21 protein-coding genes are annotated in these 21,946 nt (G+C 50.4%); 15 read left to right on the top strand and 6 right to left on the bottom strand.

From position 1 onward, the window contains the following. Nucleotides 1-3: 3 nt before the first annotated feature. The 3 genes from CD05_RS0115145 to CD05_RS0115135 form a co-directional block, all read right to left on the bottom strand. Nucleotides 4-849 carry a DUF3737 family protein gene (locus CD05_RS0115145; protein WP_028511191.1) on the bottom strand — a complete coding sequence of 282 codons (846 nt, stop codon included), beginning with the start codon at nucleotides 847-849 and terminating at the stop codon, nucleotides 4-6. Further along, the gene (locus CD05_RS0115140; protein ID WP_028511190.1) at nucleotides 849-2,216 is read right to left on the bottom strand and encodes an MATE family efflux transporter; all 1,368 of its coding nucleotides are present in this window, start codon (nucleotides 2,214-2,216) and stop codon (nucleotides 849-851) included. Before CD05_RS0115140 ends, CD05_RS0115145 begins: the two co-directional genes overlap by 1 nt. Nucleotides 2,217-2,340: 124 nt before the next feature. Next, the gene (locus CD05_RS0115135) at nucleotides 2,341-4,521 is read right to left on the bottom strand and encodes a leucine-rich repeat domain-containing protein (protein WP_028511189.1); all 2,181 of its coding nucleotides are present in this window, start codon (nucleotides 4,519-4,521) and stop codon (nucleotides 2,341-2,343) included. A 284-nt stretch (nucleotides 4,522-4,805) separates the two neighbouring features. Between CD05_RS0115135 and CD05_RS19015 the strand changes: the two genes are divergently transcribed. From CD05_RS19015 to CD05_RS0115115, 4 genes are read left to right on the top strand one after another with little or no spacing between them, the layout of a single operon-like run. After that, a complete protein-coding gene (locus tag CD05_RS19015; RefSeq protein WP_084262216.1) occupies nucleotides 4,806-6,962 on the top strand; it encodes a nucleoside-diphosphate sugar epimerase/dehydratase in 2,157 nt (718 codons plus the stop codon). Nucleotides 6,963-7,014: 52 nt separating this feature from the next. Beyond that, nucleotides 7,015-7,680 carry a lecithin retinol acyltransferase family protein gene (locus CD05_RS20965; protein ID WP_051589064.1) on the top strand — a complete coding sequence of 222 codons (666 nt, stop codon included), beginning with the start codon at nucleotides 7,015-7,017 and terminating at the stop codon, nucleotides 7,678-7,680. 25 nt (nucleotides 7,681-7,705) lie between these two features. Next, the gene (locus tag CD05_RS0115120; protein ID WP_028511188.1) at nucleotides 7,706-8,461 is read left to right on the top strand and encodes a hypothetical protein; all 756 of its coding nucleotides are present in this window, start codon (nucleotides 7,706-7,708) and stop codon (nucleotides 8,459-8,461) included. A 2-nt stretch (nucleotides 8,462-8,463) separates the two neighbouring features. Continuing rightward, complete coding sequence (locus CD05_RS0115115) at nucleotides 8,464-8,781, top strand: TfoX/Sxy family protein (protein ID WP_028511187.1); 318 nt, start codon at nucleotides 8,464-8,466, stop codon at nucleotides 8,779-8,781. Nucleotides 8,782-9,001: 220 nt separating this feature from the next. On the opposite strand, the gene CD05_RS0115110 is transcribed toward CD05_RS0115115, so the two are convergent. Genes CD05_RS0115110 through CD05_RS0115100 form a run of 3 tightly spaced genes read right to left on the bottom strand, consistent with a single transcriptional unit; the run spans nucleotide 9,002 to nucleotide 10,432 of the window. Beyond that, on the bottom strand, nucleotides 9,002-9,511 hold the full coding sequence (locus CD05_RS0115110) for a Gx transporter family protein (RefSeq protein WP_242841277.1): 510 nt from the start codon (nucleotides 9,509-9,511) through the stop codon (nucleotides 9,002-9,004). After that, complete coding sequence (locus CD05_RS0115105; protein WP_028511185.1) at nucleotides 9,498-9,857, bottom strand: NusG domain II-containing protein; 360 nt, start codon at nucleotides 9,855-9,857, stop codon at nucleotides 9,498-9,500. The genes CD05_RS0115110 and CD05_RS0115105 overlap by 14 nt, the downstream gene beginning before the upstream one ends. Then, the gene (locus CD05_RS0115100; RefSeq protein ID WP_028511184.1) at nucleotides 9,854-10,432 is read right to left on the bottom strand and encodes an RNA 2'-phosphotransferase; all 579 of its coding nucleotides are present in this window, start codon (nucleotides 10,430-10,432) and stop codon (nucleotides 9,854-9,856) included. The genes CD05_RS0115105 and CD05_RS0115100 overlap by 4 nt, the downstream gene beginning before the upstream one ends. A 381-nt stretch (nucleotides 10,433-10,813) precedes the next feature. Between CD05_RS0115100 and CD05_RS0115090 the strand changes: the two genes are divergently transcribed. The 11 genes from CD05_RS0115090 to CD05_RS0115040 all read left to right on the top strand — a co-directional run bounded on the left by CD05_RS0115090 (nucleotide 10,814) and on the right by CD05_RS0115040 (nucleotide 21,908). Next, nucleotides 10,814-12,136 (top strand): DegT/DnrJ/EryC1/StrS family aminotransferase, encoded by a 1,323-nt coding sequence (locus CD05_RS0115090; protein ID WP_198021603.1) that lies wholly within the window; start codon nucleotides 10,814-10,816, stop codon nucleotides 12,134-12,136. A 17-nt stretch (nucleotides 12,137-12,153) separates the two neighbouring features. Beyond that, nucleotides 12,154-12,819: a sugar transferase gene (locus CD05_RS0115085; RefSeq protein WP_028511181.1), complete on the top strand. Its 666-nt coding sequence runs from the start codon at nucleotides 12,154-12,156 to the stop codon at nucleotides 12,817-12,819. Continuing rightward, the gene (locus CD05_RS0115080; RefSeq protein WP_037323070.1) at nucleotides 12,794-13,333 is read left to right on the top strand and encodes a GNAT family protein; all 540 of its coding nucleotides are present in this window, start codon (nucleotides 12,794-12,796) and stop codon (nucleotides 13,331-13,333) included. Before CD05_RS0115085 ends, CD05_RS0115080 begins: the two co-directional genes overlap by 26 nt. Then, nucleotides 13,302-14,228, top strand: coding sequence for a pyridoxal-phosphate dependent enzyme (locus tag CD05_RS0115075; protein ID WP_051589062.1), 927 nt, complete (start codon nucleotides 13,302-13,304; stop codon nucleotides 14,226-14,228). Before CD05_RS0115080 ends, CD05_RS0115075 begins: the two co-directional genes overlap by 32 nt. After that, complete coding sequence (locus tag CD05_RS0115070) at nucleotides 14,225-15,196, top strand: ATP-grasp domain-containing protein (protein WP_028511178.1); 972 nt, start codon at nucleotides 14,225-14,227, stop codon at nucleotides 15,194-15,196. The genes CD05_RS0115075 and CD05_RS0115070 overlap by 4 nt, the downstream gene beginning before the upstream one ends. Continuing rightward, nucleotides 15,193-16,284, top strand: coding sequence for a sugar-transfer associated ATP-grasp domain-containing protein (locus tag CD05_RS0115065; RefSeq protein ID WP_028511177.1), 1,092 nt, complete (start codon nucleotides 15,193-15,195; stop codon nucleotides 16,282-16,284). Before CD05_RS0115070 ends, CD05_RS0115065 begins: the two co-directional genes overlap by 4 nt. Nucleotides 16,285-16,315: 31 nt before the next feature. Continuing rightward, nucleotides 16,316-17,407, top strand: coding sequence for an NAD/NADP octopine/nopaline dehydrogenase family protein (locus CD05_RS0115060; RefSeq protein WP_028511176.1), 1,092 nt, complete (start codon nucleotides 16,316-16,318; stop codon nucleotides 17,405-17,407). A gap of 116 nt (nucleotides 17,408-17,523) precedes the next feature. After that, nucleotides 17,524-18,012 (top strand): DapH/DapD/GlmU-related protein, encoded by a 489-nt coding sequence (locus CD05_RS21365; protein WP_278244782.1) that lies wholly within the window; start codon nucleotides 17,524-17,526, stop codon nucleotides 18,010-18,012. Nucleotides 18,013-18,026: 14 nt separating this feature from the next. Beyond that, on the top strand, nucleotides 18,027-19,025 hold the full coding sequence (locus CD05_RS19005; RefSeq protein ID WP_051589061.1) for a sugar-transfer associated ATP-grasp domain-containing protein: 999 nt from the start codon (nucleotides 18,027-18,029) through the stop codon (nucleotides 19,023-19,025). Nucleotides 19,026-19,075: 50 nt separating this feature from the next. Then, on the top strand, nucleotides 19,076-20,419 hold the full coding sequence (locus tag CD05_RS0115045; RefSeq protein ID WP_028511174.1) for an O-antigen ligase family protein: 1,344 nt from the start codon (nucleotides 19,076-19,078) through the stop codon (nucleotides 20,417-20,419). Between the two features lie 52 nt (nucleotides 20,420-20,471). Continuing rightward, on the top strand, nucleotides 20,472-21,908 hold the full coding sequence (locus CD05_RS0115040) for an oligosaccharide flippase family protein (RefSeq protein WP_028511173.1): 1,437 nt from the start codon (nucleotides 20,472-20,474) through the stop codon (nucleotides 21,906-21,908). Nucleotides 21,909-21,946: the final 38 nt, after the last annotated feature.

Raw genomic sequence — 21,946 nt, 5'->3', positions numbered from 1 at the left:
ATGCTATTTTTTATCGACTATTATGTTTGTGCGGCATACATTGACCCTCATGGGCTCGAGTATGATATCTCCGATGCTGCCTGCCTTTATCATGCCGGATATAGGGTTCTTGACGCTGCCTATATGCCCCTGCGTCACCACATCGACCGCCGAGCAGTATTCAAAGCCGAGCGTCAGCCCGTCAAGCGTGCAGCCACGCATATAGAGCCCGTCCACAAAGCAAAGCCCCTGCACGCTCTCTATCCCGCAGTTTACAAGCCGCAGGTTCTTTGAGTTCCAGCCTAAGTATTCGCCCGATATCACGCAGTTTTCGCAGGTGACGTTCTCGCTGTTCCAGAATATATCCTTGCTTATCAGCCTGCTGTTTTTTATTGTCAAGTTCTTTGCGCCGTCAAAGCCGTAGTTGCCGTCGAGTTCAAGGCTTTCGGCCTGTACGTTTTCGCAGTTCATGCCGAAATAATCCCCGGCCGCCCTGATATTGCTCAATGTGACATCTCTGCACTGCCAGAGCGTTTCCTCTGCAAAGGGGAAGCACACATCGTCAAGGCTCAGCCCCTCGCATCTGCGAAAACCCTTGGGCGCTATGTATTTCACCTTCTCAAAGCGTATCCCCCTCGAATACCAGACCCCTGCCCTGGCCATTTCGTGGAAGGTGCAGTCCTTTGCGCTGATATCCCGGCTGTACCAGAAGGGATATTTCCACTTAAAGTCACAGCTCTCGGTGACTATCCCCTCGCTGTGCTTTAAGGGACTCTCGCCGTCCTCAAATGTGCAGGAGATATATTTTGTGTCCTTTGCTGCAAATTCCGCCCTCTCGCCTGAGAAAACGGCGTCTTTTTTCTCTTTCATCAGCTTTTCTCCTTATTGTAGAAGCTCCTGAGCTTTTTCCGGTCAACATACACGGCCGCAAAGCATAGTGCGAGCGCCGTGACCGTCCAGCTCACAGGATAAGCCATCATCAGCGTGCCAAAGCTCTTGTGCTGCATGAATACGGCGTAAAGCCAGGTCAGCCTGACACCGCATATGCCCGCCATGCACACCACCGCCGGCACGAACGAGAAGCCAAAGCCCCTCATGTATCCCGAAAGTATCTCTATTATAACGTTTATGAATTCAGCAGTGAGTATGTATTTTAGCCTTACCCTGCCTACCGCTATCACGTCCGGGTCGCTGTTGAATATGTGCAGGAGGTATTTTCCGCTAAGCAGTATCACCACGGCTATAGCCACGGTGAACACCAAGTCCTGCAAAAGCGTTATCTTAAGCACACGCCTGCATCTGTCGGGCTTGCGTGCGCCGTAGTTCTGGCCGATGAAGGTTGTACACGCCTGCCCGAAGGCATTTATGACGTAATAGCAGAATATCTCGATATTGAATGCCGCCGACGAGCCTGCCATGACATTCTCGCCCAGGCTGTTGACTGCCGACTGGAGGATAAGGTTTGAGAGCGAGAACACCATGCCCTGTATGCCTGCCGGTATGCCTATGCTTATCATCTGTATGAATATGCGCTTATCGACCCCGAGCTTTTTAAAGGTAAAATGCACCGCCCCCTGCTCTCTTGCAAGGAAGAATATCAGAAGTGCCGAGCTTATCAGGTTCGATATCACGGTAGCAAGTGCCACGCCATCGACCGTCATACCGACCACGAGCACGAAGAAAAGGTTGAGCCCTACATTTATAGCACCCGACACCGTAAGGCAGATAAGCGGTGTCGCCGTGTCGCCACGGCTGCGGAATATCGCCGATGCAAAGTCATAAAGCAGTATCACCGGCATACCCGTCAGATAAACCCGAAAATACAGCACCGACATATCAAATACATTGTCGGGTATCTTCATAAGCCTGAGTATCGGCAGAGCGAGCGCTTCACATATCAGTGCGAGCAGCACGCCGCTTATGAAAGCCACCGTCAGCGCCGTGTGGACGGCACGCCCGACAGCCTTGTCGTTTTTCTGGCCGGTGTAGCTTGCGATGACGACATTTGCGCCTATTGAGATGCCTATAAAAAGGCTCAGTATCAGATTTACGAGCGGTGCGTTAGAACCGACCGCCGCCATAGCGTTCTTGCCGACGAACCGCCCGACCACGGCTATATCCGCCGCATTGAAAAGCTGCTGCAATATGCCTGTAGCCGCAAGCGGCAAAGCAAACCTTAGCGTCTTGCCGCCGATAGAGCCCTCTGTCATATTTATCTGCTTGGTCTTTAGTCTCATACACTGCCTCCCGGTCATCGTCCTGACAGACTGACCGCACAGAGTATCATCTCCGTGCGGTCATGATCCGATATAAGGATTATATCACCAACGCAATAAAAAAGCAATGGAAATAATATTAATTTTACTTGACCCTGACCTTCTTGACGTCCGACCAGCCGCTGTAGTACTTAACGCCGCTGACCGTCTTGTAGGTGCGCACCCTGACGTAGTATATGCCCTTTTTGCTTACTGTCACCGTCTTGGCGGTCTTCGCAGAGCTTGCAGTCTTGGTCGTTGCCTTTTTAAAGCCGCTGCTTGTCGAGTAGGATATCTGATAGCCGGTAACGCCTGCTGCCTTGCCGTATGTTGCCTTCAGCTGCTTGCTCTTAGGGCTTGAAAGGTTCTTTATAGCCGTCTTCTTTGGCAGTATCTTAAAGGTCTTGCTTACACTTCCGGTGTATGCGCCCTTGCCTGTGATGATAACAGTTGCCTTGCCGACAGCCTTGTTGTTCTTGTAGGAAAGCGTGTAGTCAGTGCCTGCCTTCAAGGTCTTGCTGCCGAGCTTTACGGTAAGCGACTGTTTGAGCGCCTTGCCGGTATAGTATTTGTTCTTTACGCCCGAGACTGCTGCCTTTGCTATGCTCCTTGGCGTGAGCTTGGGCTTTATGCTGTCCTTGTAGCTGCTGCCGCATACCGAGCAGGTGTGCAGTGTGTAGCCCTCGGAAGTGTATGTTGCCGCCACAGTCTTTGTCTTGTATGTGTGCGCTGCCTTGGGTATATCCTCTGTATAGCTGTCGCCGCACTGGCAGGTGAATGTCCTTGTGCCTGTCTGCGTGCAGGTGGCTTGCTTTGTCACCTTTGATGTGTAGGTGTGGGTGTGGTCTGTGAGCACATAGCTAATACCGTTATCCACAGCATATTTGTGCGCCTGCGAGTCGGTTGTGCAGTAGATAGTGAAGTTCTTGATAAGCGCCGGCGAGAAGAGCGAATAGTCGCCGTCATAGCCGTAGCCCGAGCCGCCGACTGTCACCTTGTAGCCGACAGCCTTGTCGCCTATATCTGTCACGCTCGCAGGAATGGTTATCTTTCTTGCCTCTGAGTTTGTCAGGGCATTGAAGAATGCGCCGAAGCCGAGCGTCGTCACACTGTCGGGTATCACCACTTCAAGGAGCTTCGTCTTGTTGAAGAAAGCATCGCTGCCTATCTGAGTCACCGGCATACCGAGTATCTCAGAGGGGATCACGACCTTTGCAGCGTCCTGCTTATAAGATGTTATAGTCACGGTATTGTCCCCGTTTACCACGAAGATATACTGTTCCATTATATTGTGAAGTGTGGGGTCGTTGGCCTGACAGTTGTAGTTTCCTTCCGCAATCTCTGCCGGAAGCTCGTAGAAATACTCTGCGCCCTCCTCCACTGCGTCCTTCACCTTATGGTCTGCGCCGAAGGTGGCATAGCCCTTTGCGAAATACTTGTGTGTGTCACGTTTGTCGTCCCATGTGACATCAACGAAGTAGTATCTGCCGTCGTCCATCTTGACAGCGTTCCAGCCGTGAGACTCACCGTTGCCGTAGCCGACTACATATACATTGTCAACGCCGACGTAGTTTAAAAGCATCTGATATGTCTTTGCATAGCACTCGCACACACCTGTGCCTTTCTCGACTGCACCTATTATATTGTGCGAATAGATCGCTGCCATGTCCTGGGTGTTGTATGTCATCTTGGGCAGCAGCTTGTCATGGAGTATCAGCGCCTTTTGAAAGCGCCTTGTATTGCCGATGCCCTCTGTCGCAGAGGTCATATCCAGTATGTAGTCATATATATCCTGCCCGAGCTTTGCTCTGTACTCGGCATCAATGTATTCCTTGTTCATCAGCGCATAGTAGAACTGGCCGCCTGTTGCCCACTGGTTGGCAAGGTAATACATGACAGGGTTGTCGTGCCTGAGCGCGTAGTAGCAGGCCTTTGCCTCCTCGTCCGTTATGCCATATTCTCTGTAGTTTATCCTTGCCACAACGTAGTAGTCGCTGTCGTTAGGGTATACTTCATAATCCGTTTCGCCTGTCCAGACACCGGAAAATGCCTCATACAGTGCATCATAGAAGCTCTGGAGCGCTGCACCGTTCGTGCGCTTTCCAAGGTCGTTATAGCCGTAATAGCTCCTGCAAAGCTCTATAAGCTCTCTGTGGTCATCCTGCTCCTGTATCTCCGTGACAGCCTGAGCCGATGCCGGCACATAAAGCTCCTCCCATAACGTGCCCGAAGTGCCTGCTATCATCAACGCAGCAGTCAGCAGCGAGACGAGCTTCTTCCTAAACATAACGTCCACCTCCATGATTGTAAAAAATAACAAAAACTTGTCAACAAACTATATACAGTTTATCACAAAATGCTTTATTTGTCAAGCACGGCCCCGCTTTTGCACGCTCCGGACAGTCTGCCGTAAAATATTGTGCTGTATTTTTTTGCCTGAATGGGGATATTGCTTGACAATGAGTACGTTTTTTGTTATAATTACAATATAGCGTTGATAGAGAAATGTTAATTTTCTATTAATTGTAACCATAATTACCATATTTTACGAACAGAGGGCTGAATAAATATATGTCTGAAAAAGAGAAATATACCCCCGCCTCTTTGAGCGTACCTATAGAGACAAGTGCGAGCTATATCGCAAGGCACACCAATGTTATAAAGGTGCTGCTCGCAGGCTATGACGTGGTGGCTGTTACGCTTTGCTACTTCCTGGCTCTGTGGTTCCGCTTTGACGGGTCATATTCATCGATAAGGTATGATTATCTGCTCAATTTCCTTGGCATGGCACCGCTTTATGCGATAATATGCGTGTGCGTGTTCAGGGCATTCAAGCTGTATAACAGTATCTGGCGGTATGCAAGCATTGTAGAGCTTTTGCGTATCATCTACGCCACGGCCGTCACGGGTCTGATACATACGGTGCTGATAACCTTCATCTTCGGCAGGATGCCGCTGACCTACTACTGTCTGGGCATCATGATACAGTTCGTCTTCACGCTCGGGATAAGGTTCTGCTACCGCTTCTTTATAGTTTTAAGGCAGAAAAGGCGTAAATCCGCACGCCCTGCGAGCAGGGTAATGATAATCGGCGCCGGCGAGGCAGGCAGAGTAATTATCCGTGAGCTGCTGCGCTCGGGCGATGTCGAGGATATCCCCGTGTGCATAATCGACGACGACCCCTCAAAATGGCACCGCTCGATAGAGGGCGTACCGGTAGTCGGCGGCAGAGAGGATATACTAAGCGCTGCACAGAGATACAAGATAGAGAAGATATACTTTTCTATCCCGGCAGCAAGCAAGAAGACCAAGAGAGATATCCTGAGCATATGCAGCGAATCGGGCTGCCAGCTCAAGAGCCTTCCCGGCATCTACCAGCTCGCAAACGGCGAGGTCAACCTTTCCAAGATGAAAGAGGTCGCAATAGAAGACCTGCTCGGCAGAGACCAGATAAATGTCAATATGGACGAGATATACGACTTTATATCCGGCAAGGTGGTGCTCGTATCAGGCGGCGGCGGAAGTATCGGCAGCCAGATAGCCGCAAGCGTTGCACAGCATAACCCCAGGCAGCTGATAATCTTTGACGTTTATGAGAACAACGCCTACGAGATACAGCAGCAGCTCCTCAGAAAAGACCCCTCGCTCAACCTTGTCGTGCTCATAGGCTCGGTAAGAGATTCAAGGCGTGTAAATGATGTTTTCAATAAATACCGCCCCGATATCGTCTACCACGCAGCAGCGCACAAGCACGTTCCTCTTATGGAGGTCAGCCCATGCGAGGCTGTAAAGAATAACGTAATAGGCACATATAAAATGGCATACGCTGCCATGATGTACGGCACACAGCGTTTCGTGCTCATAAGCACGGACAAGGCCGTTAACCCGACAAATATCATGGGTGCTACAAAGAGGCTCTGCGAGCTCGTTGTGCAGTCATTTGACAAGAAGATCAAGGCCAACAGGGAATGCGACATACCCGTGCTGCATATCCACGAGGAGGACGAGGACAGCTCGATGTATCCCCTCTCGCAGGGCGGCGAGATGCGCCGAGACGAAAAGGGCGACGAGGTATTCACTCTGCCCGGGCAGGACGGTCTTGGCCACAGAAAGGCTCAGACGCAGTTCGTGGCAGTGCGCTTCGGAAACGTTTTAGGCTCAAACGGCTCGGTGATACCGCTTTTCAAAAAGCAGATAGCCGACGGCGGCCCTGTTACCGTAACTCACCCTGACATCATACGCTACTTCATGACTATACCCGAGGCTGCAAACCTCGTGCTCCAGGCAGGCACCTACGCAAAGGGCGGCGAGATATTCGTGCTCGATATGGGTGAGCCTGTAAAGATAGTTGATCTCGCAAGAAACCTTATAAGGCTCTCGGGCTTTGAGCCTGATGTGGATATCAAGATAGAATACACAGGCCTTCGCCCCGGCGAAAAGCTCTACGAGGAAAAGCTCATGAGCGAGGAGGGGCTCACAAAGACCCCGAACGACCTTATCCACATAGGAAAGCCCACCAAGTTCGATGAGGACGAGTTCCTCTCGAAGATGGAGGACCTCATGCTCGTTTCCTACGAAAACAGCGAGGCTATACGCCTTATGGTAAGGGAAATGGTAAACACCTATCACCCGACCGAGGAGCTCAGCCGTGAGCAGGAGCGCATCTACCGTGACGATATAGAGCGCATACTCCGCAAAAACGTCACAAAAAAGGCTGTTAATCAATAAGCATATGCCTCACGCCGCTATGGTGTGGGGCGTTTTGATAAGGAGGATAGCTATGCCTGAATATCCATTCCCTCTGCCGGACAATATCTCAGATATGGTGAACCGTGCAGCGAACATCATACAGGATTCGCCCATAAAAGACCTCGTAAACGACACCGTGACCTCTGTGATAGAGCAGACAGGGCTAAAAGACAGGGTCGGTGATATATTAAGCTCTCAGAAAGCCCCTAATATAGACGGTGCGGTGACGATGCCCATGTCGGGCGAGGAGAGCTGCGAACTGCTTTACCCGGGCGACATAATAGGCATAAAGCGCCCCCTCGGCTACGAGCATTTTGCAGTGTATTCAGGCGACGGAAAGGTCATACACTTTGCCGCAGACGGCACGGATTTCGGCGACCCGTACATTCACGAAGCGCCCATAAGCGAGTTTCTTGAAGGCCAGCAGGACTTCTTCGTGCTTGATTTTTCCTGCGCACACATTGAACTTGACGGCGACACACAGACGCTCCCCTACGATGACCTGCCACGCATCTACCCGGCCGAGGAGACTCTTGAAAGGGCACGCAGCGTCATAGGCGAGAACGAGCACGGCTTTTGCAAGCGCTACGACCTTGTCACGAACAACTGCGAGCACTTTGCGATATGGTGCAAGACAGGGCAGATAAGGTCATATCAGGTGGGCAGGTTCTTAGACAACCTGTTCGGCAGACAATAACACGACAACAACAGAGGGTGACAATATGAAAAAGCTAAGACTGCTCCTGCCGGTGATGATATCCGCCGTCATGTGCATGAGCATACAGGGCTGCGGCGACAGCTCCTCGCAAAAGGACAAGGACAGCGCCGCCGACATAGCCGTAGAATACGTCAGCGACAAATACGGCCTGTCATTCGATGCCGAAAAGTGGGCATCTGCTGCCGGCTCTGACGATGTGAGCGTAACAGGCAGCGTAGAAGGCTTTGACGGGACGTTCGACCTGAAGGTGAGCTATGAGGAGAGCTCCGGCTACTATGTATCAGACGACTACTGGCTCTGCGAGCAGGTGACACAGCCGTTCTTACAGAAGTGGCTTGACGATGAATGCCGCAAAAACATAGGCTTTGAGGACTTTTTCCTGTACGGCGACCTGAGGTACCCCCACTTGAGCGACGGGCAGAGCATAGTAAAGAGCATGGAGGACTTCACCAAAGGCTACGAGAGCGGCAGCATAAACACTGCGACCTTTGACTTTTACGTCATCATCTCCGAATCAGGATTCAAGGACGAAGACGATGCATTCAAAAACTGCGAAAAGCTCAAAGAATTCATCGAGCAGCGCTACAAAGGCTGCAAATACAGCATAGTTTTATACATTTTCTCTGACGAGCAGTACAAGTCGCTGACCGAGCAGGGCTACAAGGATTACCGTGATGCCGAGCACAACAACATTTTCACACGCAGCTACGGCAAAGGCGTATTATACGAAAGCGGAAGCGAAACAAAGCAGAAGGAATGATCATGGCATCAAGGAAAGAATATCTCGACTTCTATCTCGGGCAGCTTTCAGGCGTACCCGAAATAGCTCACCGTGCGATGATGGGCGAATACATCATCTACTGCCGTGGCAAGGTGATAGGCGGCATATATGACGACCGCTTTCTGATAAAGCCCACAGCTTCTGCCAGAGCGCTCATGCCCGATGCACCCTTTGAGCTGCCCTACGAAGGGGCGAAGGAGATGCTTCTCATTGAGAACGTTGACGACAGGGAGTTTCTTGCAAGGCTTATAAACTTCGTTGCCGACGAATCACCCGAGCCGAAGAAGAAAAAGAAATAGAATATCCGCCATAGCGCCCGGCTGATACGGGTACTATGGCGGTTTTCTTTTCTCATACTGTCGGGGGAGAGCCTCGCCGTTTTGTTCGAGCTTGCGAGAATAAAACAATACTCTCAAACTTTTTTTGAGGAAAAAAGTTTGACAAAAAACCTTTTTGCTTTTTATCTTCTTATCTCTTACTTCTAACAGCGCAAAAACCTTTTTGTCTTTTGGTTCTTTATTACTGCTTTCTTTTTATTCTCTTTACTGTCAGGTATGCACACGTTCCTGTAAACGCTCCTGCTACACAGCCCGAAAACATCAGGTACGGCAGGTATGTTATCACTGCCGTGGTATTCATCACAAACACCGCCGCCGCAGTCTGCCCGACATTATGCAGCACAGCACCTATTACGCTTGCCGGGATCATCATATCCGCATCGGTAAAGCGTCTTAGCAGCAGCATTCCGAGCAGGCAGAGCACACCGCCGCTGATACTGAAAATGAGTGCCGTAACATTCCCCGAAAAAAGCGAGCCGAGCAGCACTCTCGCCGCAAATACCATGACAGCCTCATACGGCTCACAGCAATAGACCGCATACACGGTGATTATATTCGCAAGCCCCAGTTTCACCCCCGGCACAGGCACAACAGGCGGCAGCTGCATCTCTATTATGAACATGATAAGCGACACCGCCGTCAGCACCGATAGCTCCGCAAGCCGGCGTGGGGGCATTTTACGCTGCTGCATCTGTATCGCCGCCTTCCTTATAGCGAATTATCAGCTTATTCGGCAGGCAGACTATCGGCACGCCGTGTGCTGACAGCTTGCCCATTTTCATACAGGTATGGTCAGGGCACTCGGCCTCAGACACATAGATATCCCCGCCCTCTATGGTGATGACATTTTTCCTGCCCTCATACTCGACGGTCATCTCACGGTCAGGCTCTTTATCAAGGTCAAGCTCATAAAGCACCTTGCCGTCGCTTATTATCTCGACGACCCTGCCGCCCGGTCTGTTATACAGATACACGCTCAGAGCGCCGCTGACAAGGAATACCGCCGCACACAGAGCTATTATCAGCTTCTTTTTCATTTATACTTCTCCGTGTCGGTGATTATTTGTGCAACATATCTGTAGGGTATGTCCTCCGACTGCCAGACGCCGTTATCCGAGAGCATGAAGGTATACCCGTCCGCCGCCATAGCCTTGGTATCTATCACGAGTATCACAGGCGTGCCGTGCCTGCTGCCGACTGTTATGGCAGTCTCGATATCCCATGACAGGTGGACGTAGAGCCGCTTCATCTTTCTTATCACGCCGCTTTGCTGTATAAGCGGCAGCGTATCGGTGCTCGTGCCGTGGTAGAGCCTGTCGGGCGGTGTCATCTGCTTCATTTTCACATCGACAGGTATACTATGCCCCTGGTTTGCACGTATCCGTGTCTTATCCTCATTGAAGCTGTAGCGCTGCTTGTTGTTCTCACGCACTATGCGTTCAAGGGTGTCCATATCTATCCTTCTGCCGGTGGCGTTTATGCCGTCGAGCAGCTGTTTTGTATCAGCCCAGCCCTCGTTGTCAAGGCTTATGCCTATCGCCTCGGGGTGGTGTCTGAGCACAAGGCTTATGAAACGCCCGAGAGATATATCGTCATTTCTCTTTCTGGCCATAGTTACGCCTCCTTTTGACCTATACTTATTATGTCACATAAGCGCCCTGTTGTCAAGCGTCCGTGGCCGTTTGTCAACTGTCCGAAGTTATGGAAATTAACGGCATACCGACTGCAAAAGAGGGCATATTTATACATATATATAAAAAGAAAGCCGTGACCTTGACAAAGCAGGTGTTGTTTGATATAATTGATATGTTAAGGTCAAAAGTGTGTCCGCACGCCGGAAAGGGTGTCTTGCCCTTTGTAAATCCCTGTGTTTTCGGGCATATGCGGCCTGTGTGGCAGATACTTACAAATGGCAGACCGGCCGTCTGATGATGCCTGTCGATCAGGTTCAATAAAAAAATTTCCAGCTCAGCAGACAAATGCAGAAAAAGGAATGTATGATAAGATGAATGATTTTATAAATGACCCCCGTTTTGAGGGGATAAAGCCCTTTGAGGCAAAGCTCTGGCTCGCCACCCCTACCATGCACGGCGACGAGCAGAAATGGGTAGACGAAGCTATAAAGACAAACTGGGTGTCTACCGTCGGCGCTAACATCAACGAGACAGAAAGGCTCGTGGCTGAGTATGTCGGCGTAAAATACGCAGTAGCTCTCAGTGCAGGTACGGCATCGCTGCACCTTGCAACAAAGCTCGCAGGGGAAAAGCTCTACGGCCAGGCAAGGCCTGACAGGGGCACGCTTGCCGGCAAAAAGGTCTTCTGCTCCGACTGCACATTTGATGCGAGCATAAACCCCGTCGGCTATGAAGACGGCGAGGCTGTTTTCATTGACACCGAGTACGACACATGGAATATGTGCCCCGATGCTCTAGAAAAGGCGTTTGAGATGTTCCCGGACGTGAGGCTCGTGGTGCTCGCTCACCTTTACGGCACCCCCGGCAAGATGAGCAGGATAAAGGAGATTTGCGACAGGCACGGCGCTTTGATAGTTGAAGACGCAGCAGAGAGCCTTGGCGCTAAATATAAGCTCGGCGGCAAGTGGGTCGAGACAGGTGCTCTTGGCAACTATAACGCTATCAGCTTCAACGGAAATAAGATAATCACAGGCTCTTCCGGCGGAATGTTCCTGACAGACTCCAAGGAAGACGCTGACAAGGTGCGCAAGTGGAGCACTCAGAGCAGAGAAGCCGCCCCCTGGTATCAGCACGAGGAGATAGGCTATAACTACCGCATGAGCAATATCGTTGCCGGTATCGTAAGAGGCCAGATGCCCTACCTCGATGAGCATATAGCTCAGAAAAGGGCGATATGGGAAAGATACGAAAAGGGTCTTGCAGACCTGCCGGTAAAGATGAACCCGTGGGACAGGGAAAACTCTATCCCCAACTTCTGGCTCAGCTGCATGATAATAGATAAAGACGCTATGGCGCCTATGGTGAGAGGTGATAATGATTACCTCTACGGCCACGAGAGCGGAAAGAGCTCGCCGCACGAGATACTTGATGCGCTCGCAGCTTTTAATGCAGAGGGCAGACCGGTATGGAAGCCCATGCATATGCAGCCGATATACCGCCAGAACGCCTTCATCACCGCAAACGGCAGCGGCAGAGGTACTACAAATGCCTATATCGCCGGCAGCAGTGAGGACGCAGGCGCAGATATCTTCGCCCGTGGGCTCTGCCTGCCGAGCGACAATAAGATGACACCGCAGCAGCAGGATATCGTGATAGATATCATTCACAGATGCTTCAGATAAAAGAGGGATACAAGGATATGCAGCATAAACCGCACGGCCCGTATGAAAAATATATAAAGCGCCCGCTCGACTGCTTTCTCGCAACGTCGGCGCTGGTGGCTCTTTCACCGATACTCGGCGCTACGGCAGTCCTGGTAAGGACAAAGCTCGGCTCGCCCGTGCTTTTCAAGCAGGACAGGCCGGGAAAGGACGAGAAGATATTCAAGCTCAATAAGTTCCGCTCGATGACCGATGCAAGGGACAAAAACGGCGAGCTTTTGCCGGACGATGTGCGCCTGACGAAATTCGGGCGTGCGCTCAGATCGACCTCGCTCGACGAGCTGCCCGAACTTTTAAATATCATAAAGGGCGATATGGCGATAGTCGGCCCCAGGCCGCTGCTGACAGAGTACCTTCCCTACTACACCAAGGCTGAACACCGCCGCCACGATGTCAGGCCGGGTCTTACCGGGCTTGCTCAGGTAAACGGCAGAAACGCTATCAACAGCTGGGAGGAAAGGTTCGCATACGACCTTGAATATGTAGACAACGTGACCTTCAAAAACGATGTGAAGATACTTCTCCTCACCGTGTATAAGGTCTTAAAGAAGTCTGACATACAGGTGGGCAGCGAGATAAAGGCCGGAAGGCTCGACGATGCAAGAAGGGGAAAGGCTCATGCCGGTAACGATAAGAAGGTTTGAAAAAAGGGATATCCCCGATAAGGTGACATGGGTAAATGATACGGAGAACAACAGGTTTCTCCACTACGACCTGCCGCTTGAGATCGAAAAGACCGAGAAGTGGTTCGATAACAACCAGGGCAGGACAGACCGATTTGACGGACTCATAGAGTGCGACGGCGTGGCCGTGGGGCTCATAGGGCTTTTGTCGATAGATAAAAAAAGCAGCAAGGCCGAGTATTATATCCTGCTCGGCAGGCATGACTATAAAGGCAGGGGCATAGCCAAGCAGGCGAGCCGTCTCATCATCGAATACGGCTTTAACACCCTCGGCCTTAACAGGATATATCTTTTCACCGAAAAGGACAACGTGACCGCACAGAGGCTTTTCGAGAGGGTCGGCTTTGTAAAGGAAGGCTGCCTCAGAGGAGACATTCTGTCGCACGGACAATATGCCGACAGATATGTGTACGGTATTATGAGAGAGGACTGGGAAAAGACCAATGATCCCGACAGCGATACAGGAATTAGGTGAGTATAAAGATTGCTGCCTTTTCATAAAGCGTGATGACCTTATCCCCTTCTCATTCGGCGGAAACAAGGCCAGAAAGGCAGAGCTTTTCTTTGAGCAGATAGATGACGGCGGCTATGACTGCGTAGTCACCTACGGCTCGGGCAGCTCGAACCATTGCAGAGTGGTCGCAAACCTCTGCTGCAAGCGAGGGCTCGGCTGCTATGTGATAAGCCCGGCAGAAGCGAGCAGGGCGACCTTCAACAGCCGCATGATGAAGCTGTTTGGTGCTGAGATCACCACCGTGCCGGTAAGCGAGGTACACGACACTATAGAAAACAAGCTGTCAGAGCTTAAGGCTCAGGGCAGAAAGCCATTCTTCATAGAGGGCGGCGGCCACGGCAATACGGGCACAGAGGCCTACGTCAGATGCTACAGCGAGATATGTGAGCAGGAAAAGGCGCTCGGTACGCATTTTGACTGCATCTTCTTTGCATCAGGCACAGGCACGACCCACGCAGGGCTTGTCTGCGGCCATCTGCTTGCAAAGGATGAGCGTGATATCATAGGTATCAGCATAGCACGCAAAAACCCCCGTGGCAGGAACGTCGTGCTCGACAGCATAAGGTCTTATATGAACGGCCGTGCGTCAGATGAGGAGATAGAGCAGGCTACCGTGTTTATCGACGACTACACCTCCGGCTACGGCAAGGACGATGACAGCGTTTTTGAGACGATGTGCTTTGTGCTCAGAAATTACGGCATACCGCTCGATGCGACATACACGGGCAAGGCATTCACAGGAATGAGCGCCTATATAGACAAGCATGACATAAGGGATAAAAACATTCTGTTCATCCACACCGGAGGAACGCCTTTGTTTTTTGATGATTTTTTTGACAAGAGTGATAACATATGAATATTCTTATTTTAGCGGCCGGTACAAGAAACAAGGTCGTGCAGTATTTTAAAAGGGCATTCGCCGGCAAGGGCAATGTCATAGCGGCAGATGCAAGCGAGCTTGCACCTGCGATATTCGATGCAGACAGATACTACATCGTGCCTACTATAAGCACTCCCGGCTATATCGACATTATTCTCGATATATGCAAAAAGGAAAAGATAGACGGCGTGCTCAGCCTTATCGACCCGGAGCTCAGCCTTCTTGCCAAAAACAGCGAGAGGTTTGAAGCCGTAGGCACAAAGGTGATAGGCAGCTCGTTTGAGCTTTGCGAGATATCGCTTGATAAAATGAAGATGTATGGATACCTGACACAGCACGGCTACGCCTGCGCAAGGTCATGGACTGATATAAACGCCTTCTTTGAGGACGTTGATGCAGGCAGGGTGGCTTTCCCGGTGTTTGTAAAGCCCGTAAAGGGCTCGGCATCTGTCAGCATCTCAAAGGTCTGTGATAAAGAGACTGTTAAGCTGCTGTTTGACCACGAGCCGGGGCTCATGGTGCAGGAGCTGCTCGACGGGCAGGAGATAGGCGCTGATGTGTATATAGATATGATATCGGGCGAGGTGGTCTCGGTATTCACCAAAAAGAAACTTAAAATGCGTGCCGGCGAGACTGACAAGGCTGTCAGCTTCAAAGACCCTGCGCTGTTTGAGCTGATAGAAAAATTCGTGCTCGAAGCAGGCTTCAGGGGGCAGATAGATATCGACATATTCGATATCGGCGGCCGCTACTATATAAGCGAGGTAAACCCGAGATTCGGCGGCGGCTATCCGCACGCATATGAGTCGGGGTGCGACCATATGACGCTCATACTCAACAACTTAAACGGCAAGGCAAACCCCAGAAACATAGGCAGCTATGACGAGGGGATATATATGATGAAATACAACGAGATAGCTATAAGAAAGGGCTTGAAAGAATGAGAAGCGGTTTCAGAAAAAAATGGGACGACCTGGATCTTAAGATCGAATCGGCATACCGCAAGTACAGCTACAGAAAAAAAGCAAAGCTGCGCCTGAAACGAATGAACGGCGGCATGAATGTTGACAAGGAATACGAGAGGATAATACTCCCCTACTGGAAAAAGTATAACTATAAGCCCGCAAAATACTGGTATCAGATATTCTGCGACGCTGACAAGAAGGTAGACCCGAGATATATCCCCGATGACCTCTACTACGGCGAGATGATACCCTATTTCAGCAACTCGCAGTTTAGGCGCTTCGGTGAGGACAAGTGCTACCACGATGTGTGGTTCCCCGATGTCACAAGGCCTGAGACTATATGCAAAAACATCGCAGGCGTTTACTACGACGCTGATATGAAGCCTATAACCTTTGAGCAGGCAGTCGAGCTTGCTTCAAGCTACAAGCAGGAGAGCCTTATAAAGCCCTCTATCGACAGCGGCGAGGGAAGGCTCATAAAGTTCTTCACACCTGCCTCTGCTACAAAAAAGAGAATAGAGAAGTCTTTCAGAGAGATAGGCGCAAACTTCATCATGCAGGCAGCAGTTAAGCAGCACCCCACCCTTGCAAAGCTCAACCCCTCCTCGCTCAATACGATAAGGGTAGTGTCCTTCTTCTTTGAGGGCAAGGTGCATATACTTTCCTGCATACTTCGTGTGGGCGCACCCAATTCAAAGGTAGATAACGTAGGTGCCGGCGGCTTTGCCTGCCCTGTTTTAGATGACGGCCAGCTCAAGGCAAAGGCTGTAAACCGCAAGGCTCAGTGGGTGACAGAGAACAGCACAGGCGTTAAGTTTGCCGATATAAAGATACCCGAATTTGACAAGGTGATAGAGACAGTCAGGTTCGCACATAAGAGACTTGCCCACTTCAAGCTCATAGGCTGGGATATGACAGTTGACACCCAGTCGCAGCCGGTGCTTATAGAATTTAACACCTGCCCCGGCGCAAACCAGGTAAGCTGCGGCCCGACCTTCGGCGACCTGACAGACCGTGTGCTCGATGAATTCTTCAACAAGAGAACACTTGCAAAGGCGCAGAACTGATAAACGCCTGATAGAGAAAGGAACCATATAAATGAAAATAGCCATTCTTGGTGCCGGCAACGCAGGCTGCGCAGTCTCGGCCGACCTGACGATGCACGGCCATGAGGTAACTCTTATAAAGACCTCGCACGCCATGCATGATGATAATTTCAGCTTCCTGCTTGAAAATAACGGTAGGATGACCCTTAACGAGTTCGGCGAGATAAAGACCGCAAATATACACAAGCTCAGCCGTGATGTCGCTGACGTGAAGGACGCTGAGATAATCATTATATACATCCAGACAAACTTCCACGAGCAGCTCATAGAGCGTATTGCCCCCTACCTGAAAGACGACCAGATACTCCTTATAAACCCCGGCTATCTTTCCACAGCGTATGTGCTCAAGCACTGCAAGGACAAGAATATCATAGTTGCCGAGGCTGAGAGCTCGTTTATCGACGGCCGTATAATGGAGCCCGGGCTTTTCCGTGTGGGTTTCAGAAATGTAAGGAACCCTATCGGCATATACCCCTCTGCACGCAAGGCTGAGGCAATTGAAAAGCTCGATAAGTTAGGTGAAAGATTTGTATACCTCGATTCGGTAGTCGAGGCAGCACTTCATAACCCCAACCTCGTAGTACACACGGTAGGCTCTGTTATGAGCATACCGAGAATAGAAAAATCAAAGGGCGAGTTCTGCCTGTATCACGAGGCATATACAAGAGACAATCCTGCAACATGGCGTGTCCTCGAAGCCCTTGACAACGAGAAGATGAACGTTCTCGACAAGCTCGGCTTTGAAAGGCTCAGCTATGTCGAGGCCTGCAAGTACCGCAACTCGCTCGACGACAGCACAGATGCCAAGGAGGTATTCTTAAACTACGCCGAGATGGATACAAGAGCAAAGGGGCCGACAGTCGTTGATTCGAGATATATCTCTGAGGATGTCCCCCAGGGTCTTGTAATGCTCGAAGCTCTCGGCAAGGCGCTCGATGTAGAGACTCCTATCGTGTCGGGCATCATAGCCATAGCAAGTGCGGCTCTCGGCAGAGACCTGCGTGCTGAGGGAAGAACTCCCGAAGGGCTCGGCATGGAGAATATAGAGCTCATACTCAGAGACTGCGGCAGAAAAGAGATCTGACCGCCGACAGTCCGGGCACACAGCCCGGCAGACAGAGGTGAAAAACTATGAATCAGAGGCATTTGCATACTTTAAAACTTATGACTATACGCTCCCCTATGAAAAGGGCGCAGTATATGAAAAGCAAGCACCTTTTCCACTCGATGGGCGAGCGTGTTATGATAACCCCACGCAAGATACCCCTTTATTCAAAGCTCATAAGCATCGGCAATAACGTGTGGATAGCATCGGGCGTGGAGTTTATAACTCACGATGTCACACACTATATGCTCAACGGCATGAAGGACGGCCACGACTACAAGGAAAAGATAGGCTGCATCGAGATAGGCAATAACGTCTTCATCGGCGCCAATGCAAAGATCCTCTATGATGTCAAGATAGGCGATAACGTGATAATCGCCGCAGGTGCGGTGGTCAATAAGGACGTGCCTTCCGGCTCTGTCGTGGGGGGCGTTCCGGCAAAGGTGATATCGACATTTGACAATTACCTTGCAAAGCGCCGAAAGTTCCATGTGGAACACACCGCAAACAACGCTAAACAGGAGATATCCTCCGACTGTGAAAAGGAAATGTGGGCTGCGTTCGTTCGTGAGCACACTGTCTGAAAGGAAGCATAAATATGGGTAGACTTAAGACCTTTAACAGGCTTTCAAAGCTCTGCTTCGGCAAGTCGCTGACGCTCGGTCTGCGGCTGTGGCTCATGGCAGACGTTCTCTGGGAGCGTATCCGCTACGGCACAGAGATACAGGATTACTTCCAGTACGGCTTTTATAAACTGAAAAACCGTGAGCGCCGCAAGTATATGACATTTACCAAGCTGCGCTATACCATAAGCGTGTGCAATGACCCTTCAAAGCGCAGCATATTCGATGACAAGGCTCTTTTCAACAAGACCTTTGCCAAGTATATAAACAGAGACTGGCTCGATGTAACGGAATGCACCTTTGACGAGTTTTCGGAGTTTGTGAAAAAGCACCCGTCGTTCTTTGCAAAGGCACGCTCGGGAATGTTCGGCAAAAACGCCGAAAAGTACGACACCGACCCGGCAATGACCCCCGAAAAGACTAAGCAGCTCTTTGAAAAGCTCCGCCGTAACGGCTGCATCATCGAGCAGCTGATAACCCAGCACCCGACGCTCAGTACCTTCAACAGCACATCGGTAAACACCTTAAGGATAGTCACCCTGCGCTGCGCTGACGGAACGCCCAGGATAATGGCAGGCGTTTTAAGGATAGGCAGACGTGGCAAGTCGGCGGATAATTTCCACCACTACGGCATAGCTGCCACGATAGATGTCGCCACAGGTATAATCAATGCCCCCGGCATCGACCGCAACTTCAAGAGATATATCATCCACCCCGACAGCGGCGAGCAGATAATCGGCTACAACGTTCCCTCGTGGGATAAGGTCACTGATATAGTGACAAAGGCCGCAATGACTGTTCCGCAGGTGCGCTATGTCGGGTGGGACGTGGCAATAGATGACAATGGCAACACCCAGCTCATCGAAGGCAACTACGGCGCTGACCCGGACGTTACTCAGATGCCCTGCCGCACAGGCAAGTGGCCGCTCTTTGCACCCGAGGTAGAAAAGATAGCCCGTAAGAACAACGCCTGATATAATATCCGCTTTTGGTTTTTTGAGATAATGAATGGAAGAGATAAATATTGAAAGATACTAAACTTAAACTCGGCGGCCGTGAAAAGCTCGACCTGTCTACAAAGCTGCTGTATCTCTGGCTGTGTGAGCTCTTCGCAATGACAGTTGCCAGATTTACACTTTCCCGTATGGGCTTCAACGAAGGCTATGTACGAAGCGTCACGCTTTTTCTTGTGGCTTCCGTGCCTATGATAATATTCTTTATAAATATGCACAGGCTCGACTCAAAGAAATATATCCCCTTCTTTGTGATGTATTTCTTCATAATCATAGCGATTCTGCTGTCGATACTGCTGAACCCCGACCTGTGGTATTACTTCGACCGAAAAAACTACGGCTTTGACCGAATACTCCAGCCAAACTGTGCGCTGTATGCATTCCTGTTCTTCTCATTGCAGGACGACCCGGAAAAGCTGCTCAAACACCTCTCGATATATGCGTTCTTCGACTTTGTGTTCCTTATCTTCGTTGAGCTCATGCCGGCGCTTTCAAGAGGCTACTGGATAGATATCGACCCCAAGGGCCGTGAGATACACCTCGCATACTCCCTCAGCTTCGGCTATATGATAATGTTCCCGACAGTTGTATTCATTTACCTGTTCATCAAAAAGAAGAAGCTCTACTTCCTCGCACTGGCTATAGGCGGCCTCTGGTGCGTTCTCACGCAGGGCAACCGTGGTGCGCTCATCATACCGATAGTCTTCATAGGCCTTATGCTCATAAGCTATATGATAGGCAAAGACAGCGTTTCAAAGAAGACGCTGAAAATAGCCTCGATATTCATATCTATGGGCATCGTGTGGATGTACAGCCAGACACTGCTTGACCAGGCACTGAAGCTCGTAAAGAAATACGGCATATCCTCCCGTAATATCGAGATGCTCATATCAGGCAATATGTCAAACGATAACGGCCGTGAGGTCATCTGGAACACCGTTATAAACGCTATCAATAACGGCGGCCCCTTCGGCTACGGCGTGCTGGGCGACAGACCCTTCGTATCGCCTATCCACTACGTCGGCTATTCGCATAACCTTTTCCTTGAGATGACAGTAAGCCTCGGTATCATAGGTATGGCGATATGCGTGTATATCGTTTTAGACGCCGTAAGAATGATATTCCTGTGCAAGGTTACTGCATGGCGTGAGCTTTATATCATATTCTTCTCGGTATCATTCCAGCTTATGCTGTCGATGTCCTTCTGGTATGTATGGGAGTTCTGGGCAGCAGCAGCTATCGCATTCAAATACAAGTCCCTCAAAAAGAAAGGCGCTGTGGAACAGCCCGAACAGACAACGGCAGCAAGACCCGTTACACCTGCCGTTATGAAGCGTATGCCACGCAGAGCATAATTATTACAAAACTAACGCCATTCGCAGTGAAATATAAAGGAGAGCAGAAAGCATGAGCGAGACATCGCAGAAAAAAGGACAGGACGCTTCGGTCGTTGCAAAAGCAGGACTGTGGTATACCGTCTGCACCTTTATATTCAAGGCAATGGCGTTTTTGACTACCCCGTTCTTTGCGAGATATATGACAAAGGCCGAGCTCGGCAGCTTCACCGATTTCTCGTCGGTGGCGTCGATCCTCCTTGTCATAACCTCGTTTGACCTTTCGCAGTCTATCATACGCTCAAAGGCCGAGCACGAAAAGGATATGGATTCCTACATCTGGTCGATACTCTCGCTGTCTACTATATGGACGCTGATAGTATACGGCGTTTTCCTGATGTTCCCCGGCTTCTTCGGCGATTATCTTAAGATCGACTGGAAGTATATACACATACTTTTCTGGTATATGCTCGCAGCCCCGCCCTATACCATGCTTATCACCAAGCAGCGTGCTTTCTATCAGTACAAGCGCTTCGTGCTGCTCACGGGTATCATGGCCGTGTCGGGAACGCTGCTCGCATTCCTGCTCGTTCTGCTTATGCAGGACAAGCTCGCCGGCAGGATAATCGGCTTCTACTCGCCGTTTATCGTATTCGGTGCCGCTATATTCGTGTTCCTTGCATTCAAGGGCAGGAGGATAAAGACCAGATACTGGTCCTACGCCACAAAGATATGCCTCCCCCTCGTGCCGCACGCACTTTCGCTGCATATCCTCGGCGTTTCAGATGTGCTTCTTATTACCCGCCTTTGCGGCGAGGAATATACCGCCTACTATTCGATAGCCTACAGCGCCTACCATATAGCATCGGTGCTGTTTGACGCTATGAACAAGGCCTGGGCGCCCTGGCTCATAGAGAGCCTTCACGCCAGGAACTATAAGGACATCAAAAAAGTCTCGAAGATATATATCCTCATATTCGCATTCCTGATAGTGGGTCTTCTGCTGCTCGTGCCTGAGATAATACTTATCCTCGGCGGCAGCGAGTACAAGCCATCTATCTACTGCCTGCCGGCACTTCTGACAAGCTGCTCTTTTTTGTTTATATTCACCATGTATGTGAATATCGAATTCTACGAGAAAAAGACTATCGGCGTGTCGGTCGCTACAATGATAGGCACCTCGGCAAACGTGATACTCAACCTCATCTTCCTGCGGCTCGACCCCGAGCACAGCTTCGTCATAGCTGCCTATACGACACTTGCAGGGTATATAATACTTTTCATTCTCCACTACTTTATCGTAAAACGAATGAAGATGGACCATGTGTACAGCATAAAGTTCATTCTCTGCATACTCGGTGGCATCATGGTGTTCGCAGGGCTGATGAATATTCTCTACAGCTACACGATAATACGCTATGCGCTCGTGCTTGCCTACGGCAGCGTGTTCCTATACTTTGTATATAAGTACAGAGACAGGATAAAGAAGGTGCTGCTCAAAAAGGGCTGAGAGATGTTAGCATTTTAACTTTTTTTCAAGAGGTGATA

Source organism: Ruminococcus sp. NK3A76, assembly GCF_000686125.1.
Classification (GTDB): Bacteria; Bacillota; Clostridia; order Oscillospirales; family Ruminococcaceae; genus NK3A76.
The sequence above is the reverse complement of the archived record's forward strand: the minus strand, read 5'-3'. Positions and strand labels throughout refer to the sequence as shown.

Excerpts from the sequence above, each read along its gene's own strand:
- CD05_RS0115145 (WP_028511191.1), bottom strand. The coding sequence starts at position 849 with ATGAAAGAGAAAAAAGACGCCGTTTTCTCAGGCGAGAGGGCGGAATTT.
- CD05_RS0115140 (WP_028511190.1), bottom strand. The coding sequence starts at position 2,216 with ATGAGACTAAAGACCAAGCAGATAAATATGACAGAGGGCTCTATCGGC.
- CD05_RS0115135 (WP_028511189.1), bottom strand. The coding sequence starts at position 4,521 with ATGTTTAGGAAGAAGCTCGTCTCGCTGCTGACTGCTGCGTTGATGATA.
- CD05_RS19015 (WP_084262216.1), top strand. The coding sequence starts at position 4,806 with ATGTCTGAAAAAGAGAAATATACCCCCGCCTCTTTGAGCGTACCTATA.
- CD05_RS20965 (WP_051589064.1), top strand. The coding sequence starts at position 7,015 with ATGCCTGAATATCCATTCCCTCTGCCGGACAATATCTCAGATATGGTG.
- CD05_RS0115120 (WP_028511188.1), top strand. The coding sequence starts at position 7,706 with ATGAAAAAGCTAAGACTGCTCCTGCCGGTGATGATATCCGCCGTCATG.
- CD05_RS0115115 (WP_028511187.1), top strand. The coding sequence starts at position 8,464 with ATGGCATCAAGGAAAGAATATCTCGACTTCTATCTCGGGCAGCTTTCA.
- CD05_RS0115110 (WP_242841277.1), bottom strand. The coding sequence starts at position 9,511 with ATGCAGCAGCGTAAAATGCCCCCACGCCGGCTTGCGGAGCTATCGGTG.
- CD05_RS0115105 (WP_028511185.1), bottom strand. The coding sequence starts at position 9,857 with ATGAAAAAGAAGCTGATAATAGCTCTGTGTGCGGCGGTATTCCTTGTC.
- CD05_RS0115100 (WP_028511184.1), bottom strand. The coding sequence starts at position 10,432 with ATGGCCAGAAAGAGAAATGACGATATATCTCTCGGGCGTTTCATAAGC.
- CD05_RS0115090 (WP_198021603.1), top strand. The coding sequence starts at position 10,814 with ATGTATGATAAGATGAATGATTTTATAAATGACCCCCGTTTTGAGGGG.
- CD05_RS0115085 (WP_028511181.1), top strand. The coding sequence starts at position 12,154 with ATGCAGCATAAACCGCACGGCCCGTATGAAAAATATATAAAGCGCCCG.
- CD05_RS0115080 (WP_037323070.1), top strand. The coding sequence starts at position 12,794 with ATGCCGGTAACGATAAGAAGGTTTGAAAAAAGGGATATCCCCGATAAG.
- CD05_RS0115075 (WP_051589062.1), top strand. The coding sequence starts at position 13,302 with ATGATCCCGACAGCGATACAGGAATTAGGTGAGTATAAAGATTGCTGC.
- CD05_RS0115070 (WP_028511178.1), top strand. The coding sequence starts at position 14,225 with ATGAATATTCTTATTTTAGCGGCCGGTACAAGAAACAAGGTCGTGCAG.
- CD05_RS0115065 (WP_028511177.1), top strand. The coding sequence starts at position 15,193 with ATGAGAAGCGGTTTCAGAAAAAAATGGGACGACCTGGATCTTAAGATC.
- CD05_RS0115060 (WP_028511176.1), top strand. The coding sequence starts at position 16,316 with ATGAAAATAGCCATTCTTGGTGCCGGCAACGCAGGCTGCGCAGTCTCG.
- CD05_RS21365 (WP_278244782.1), top strand. The coding sequence starts at position 17,524 with ATGAAAAGCAAGCACCTTTTCCACTCGATGGGCGAGCGTGTTATGATA.
- CD05_RS19005 (WP_051589061.1), top strand. The coding sequence starts at position 18,027 with ATGGGTAGACTTAAGACCTTTAACAGGCTTTCAAAGCTCTGCTTCGGC.
- CD05_RS0115040 (WP_028511173.1), top strand. The coding sequence starts at position 20,472 with ATGAGCGAGACATCGCAGAAAAAAGGACAGGACGCTTCGGTCGTTGCA.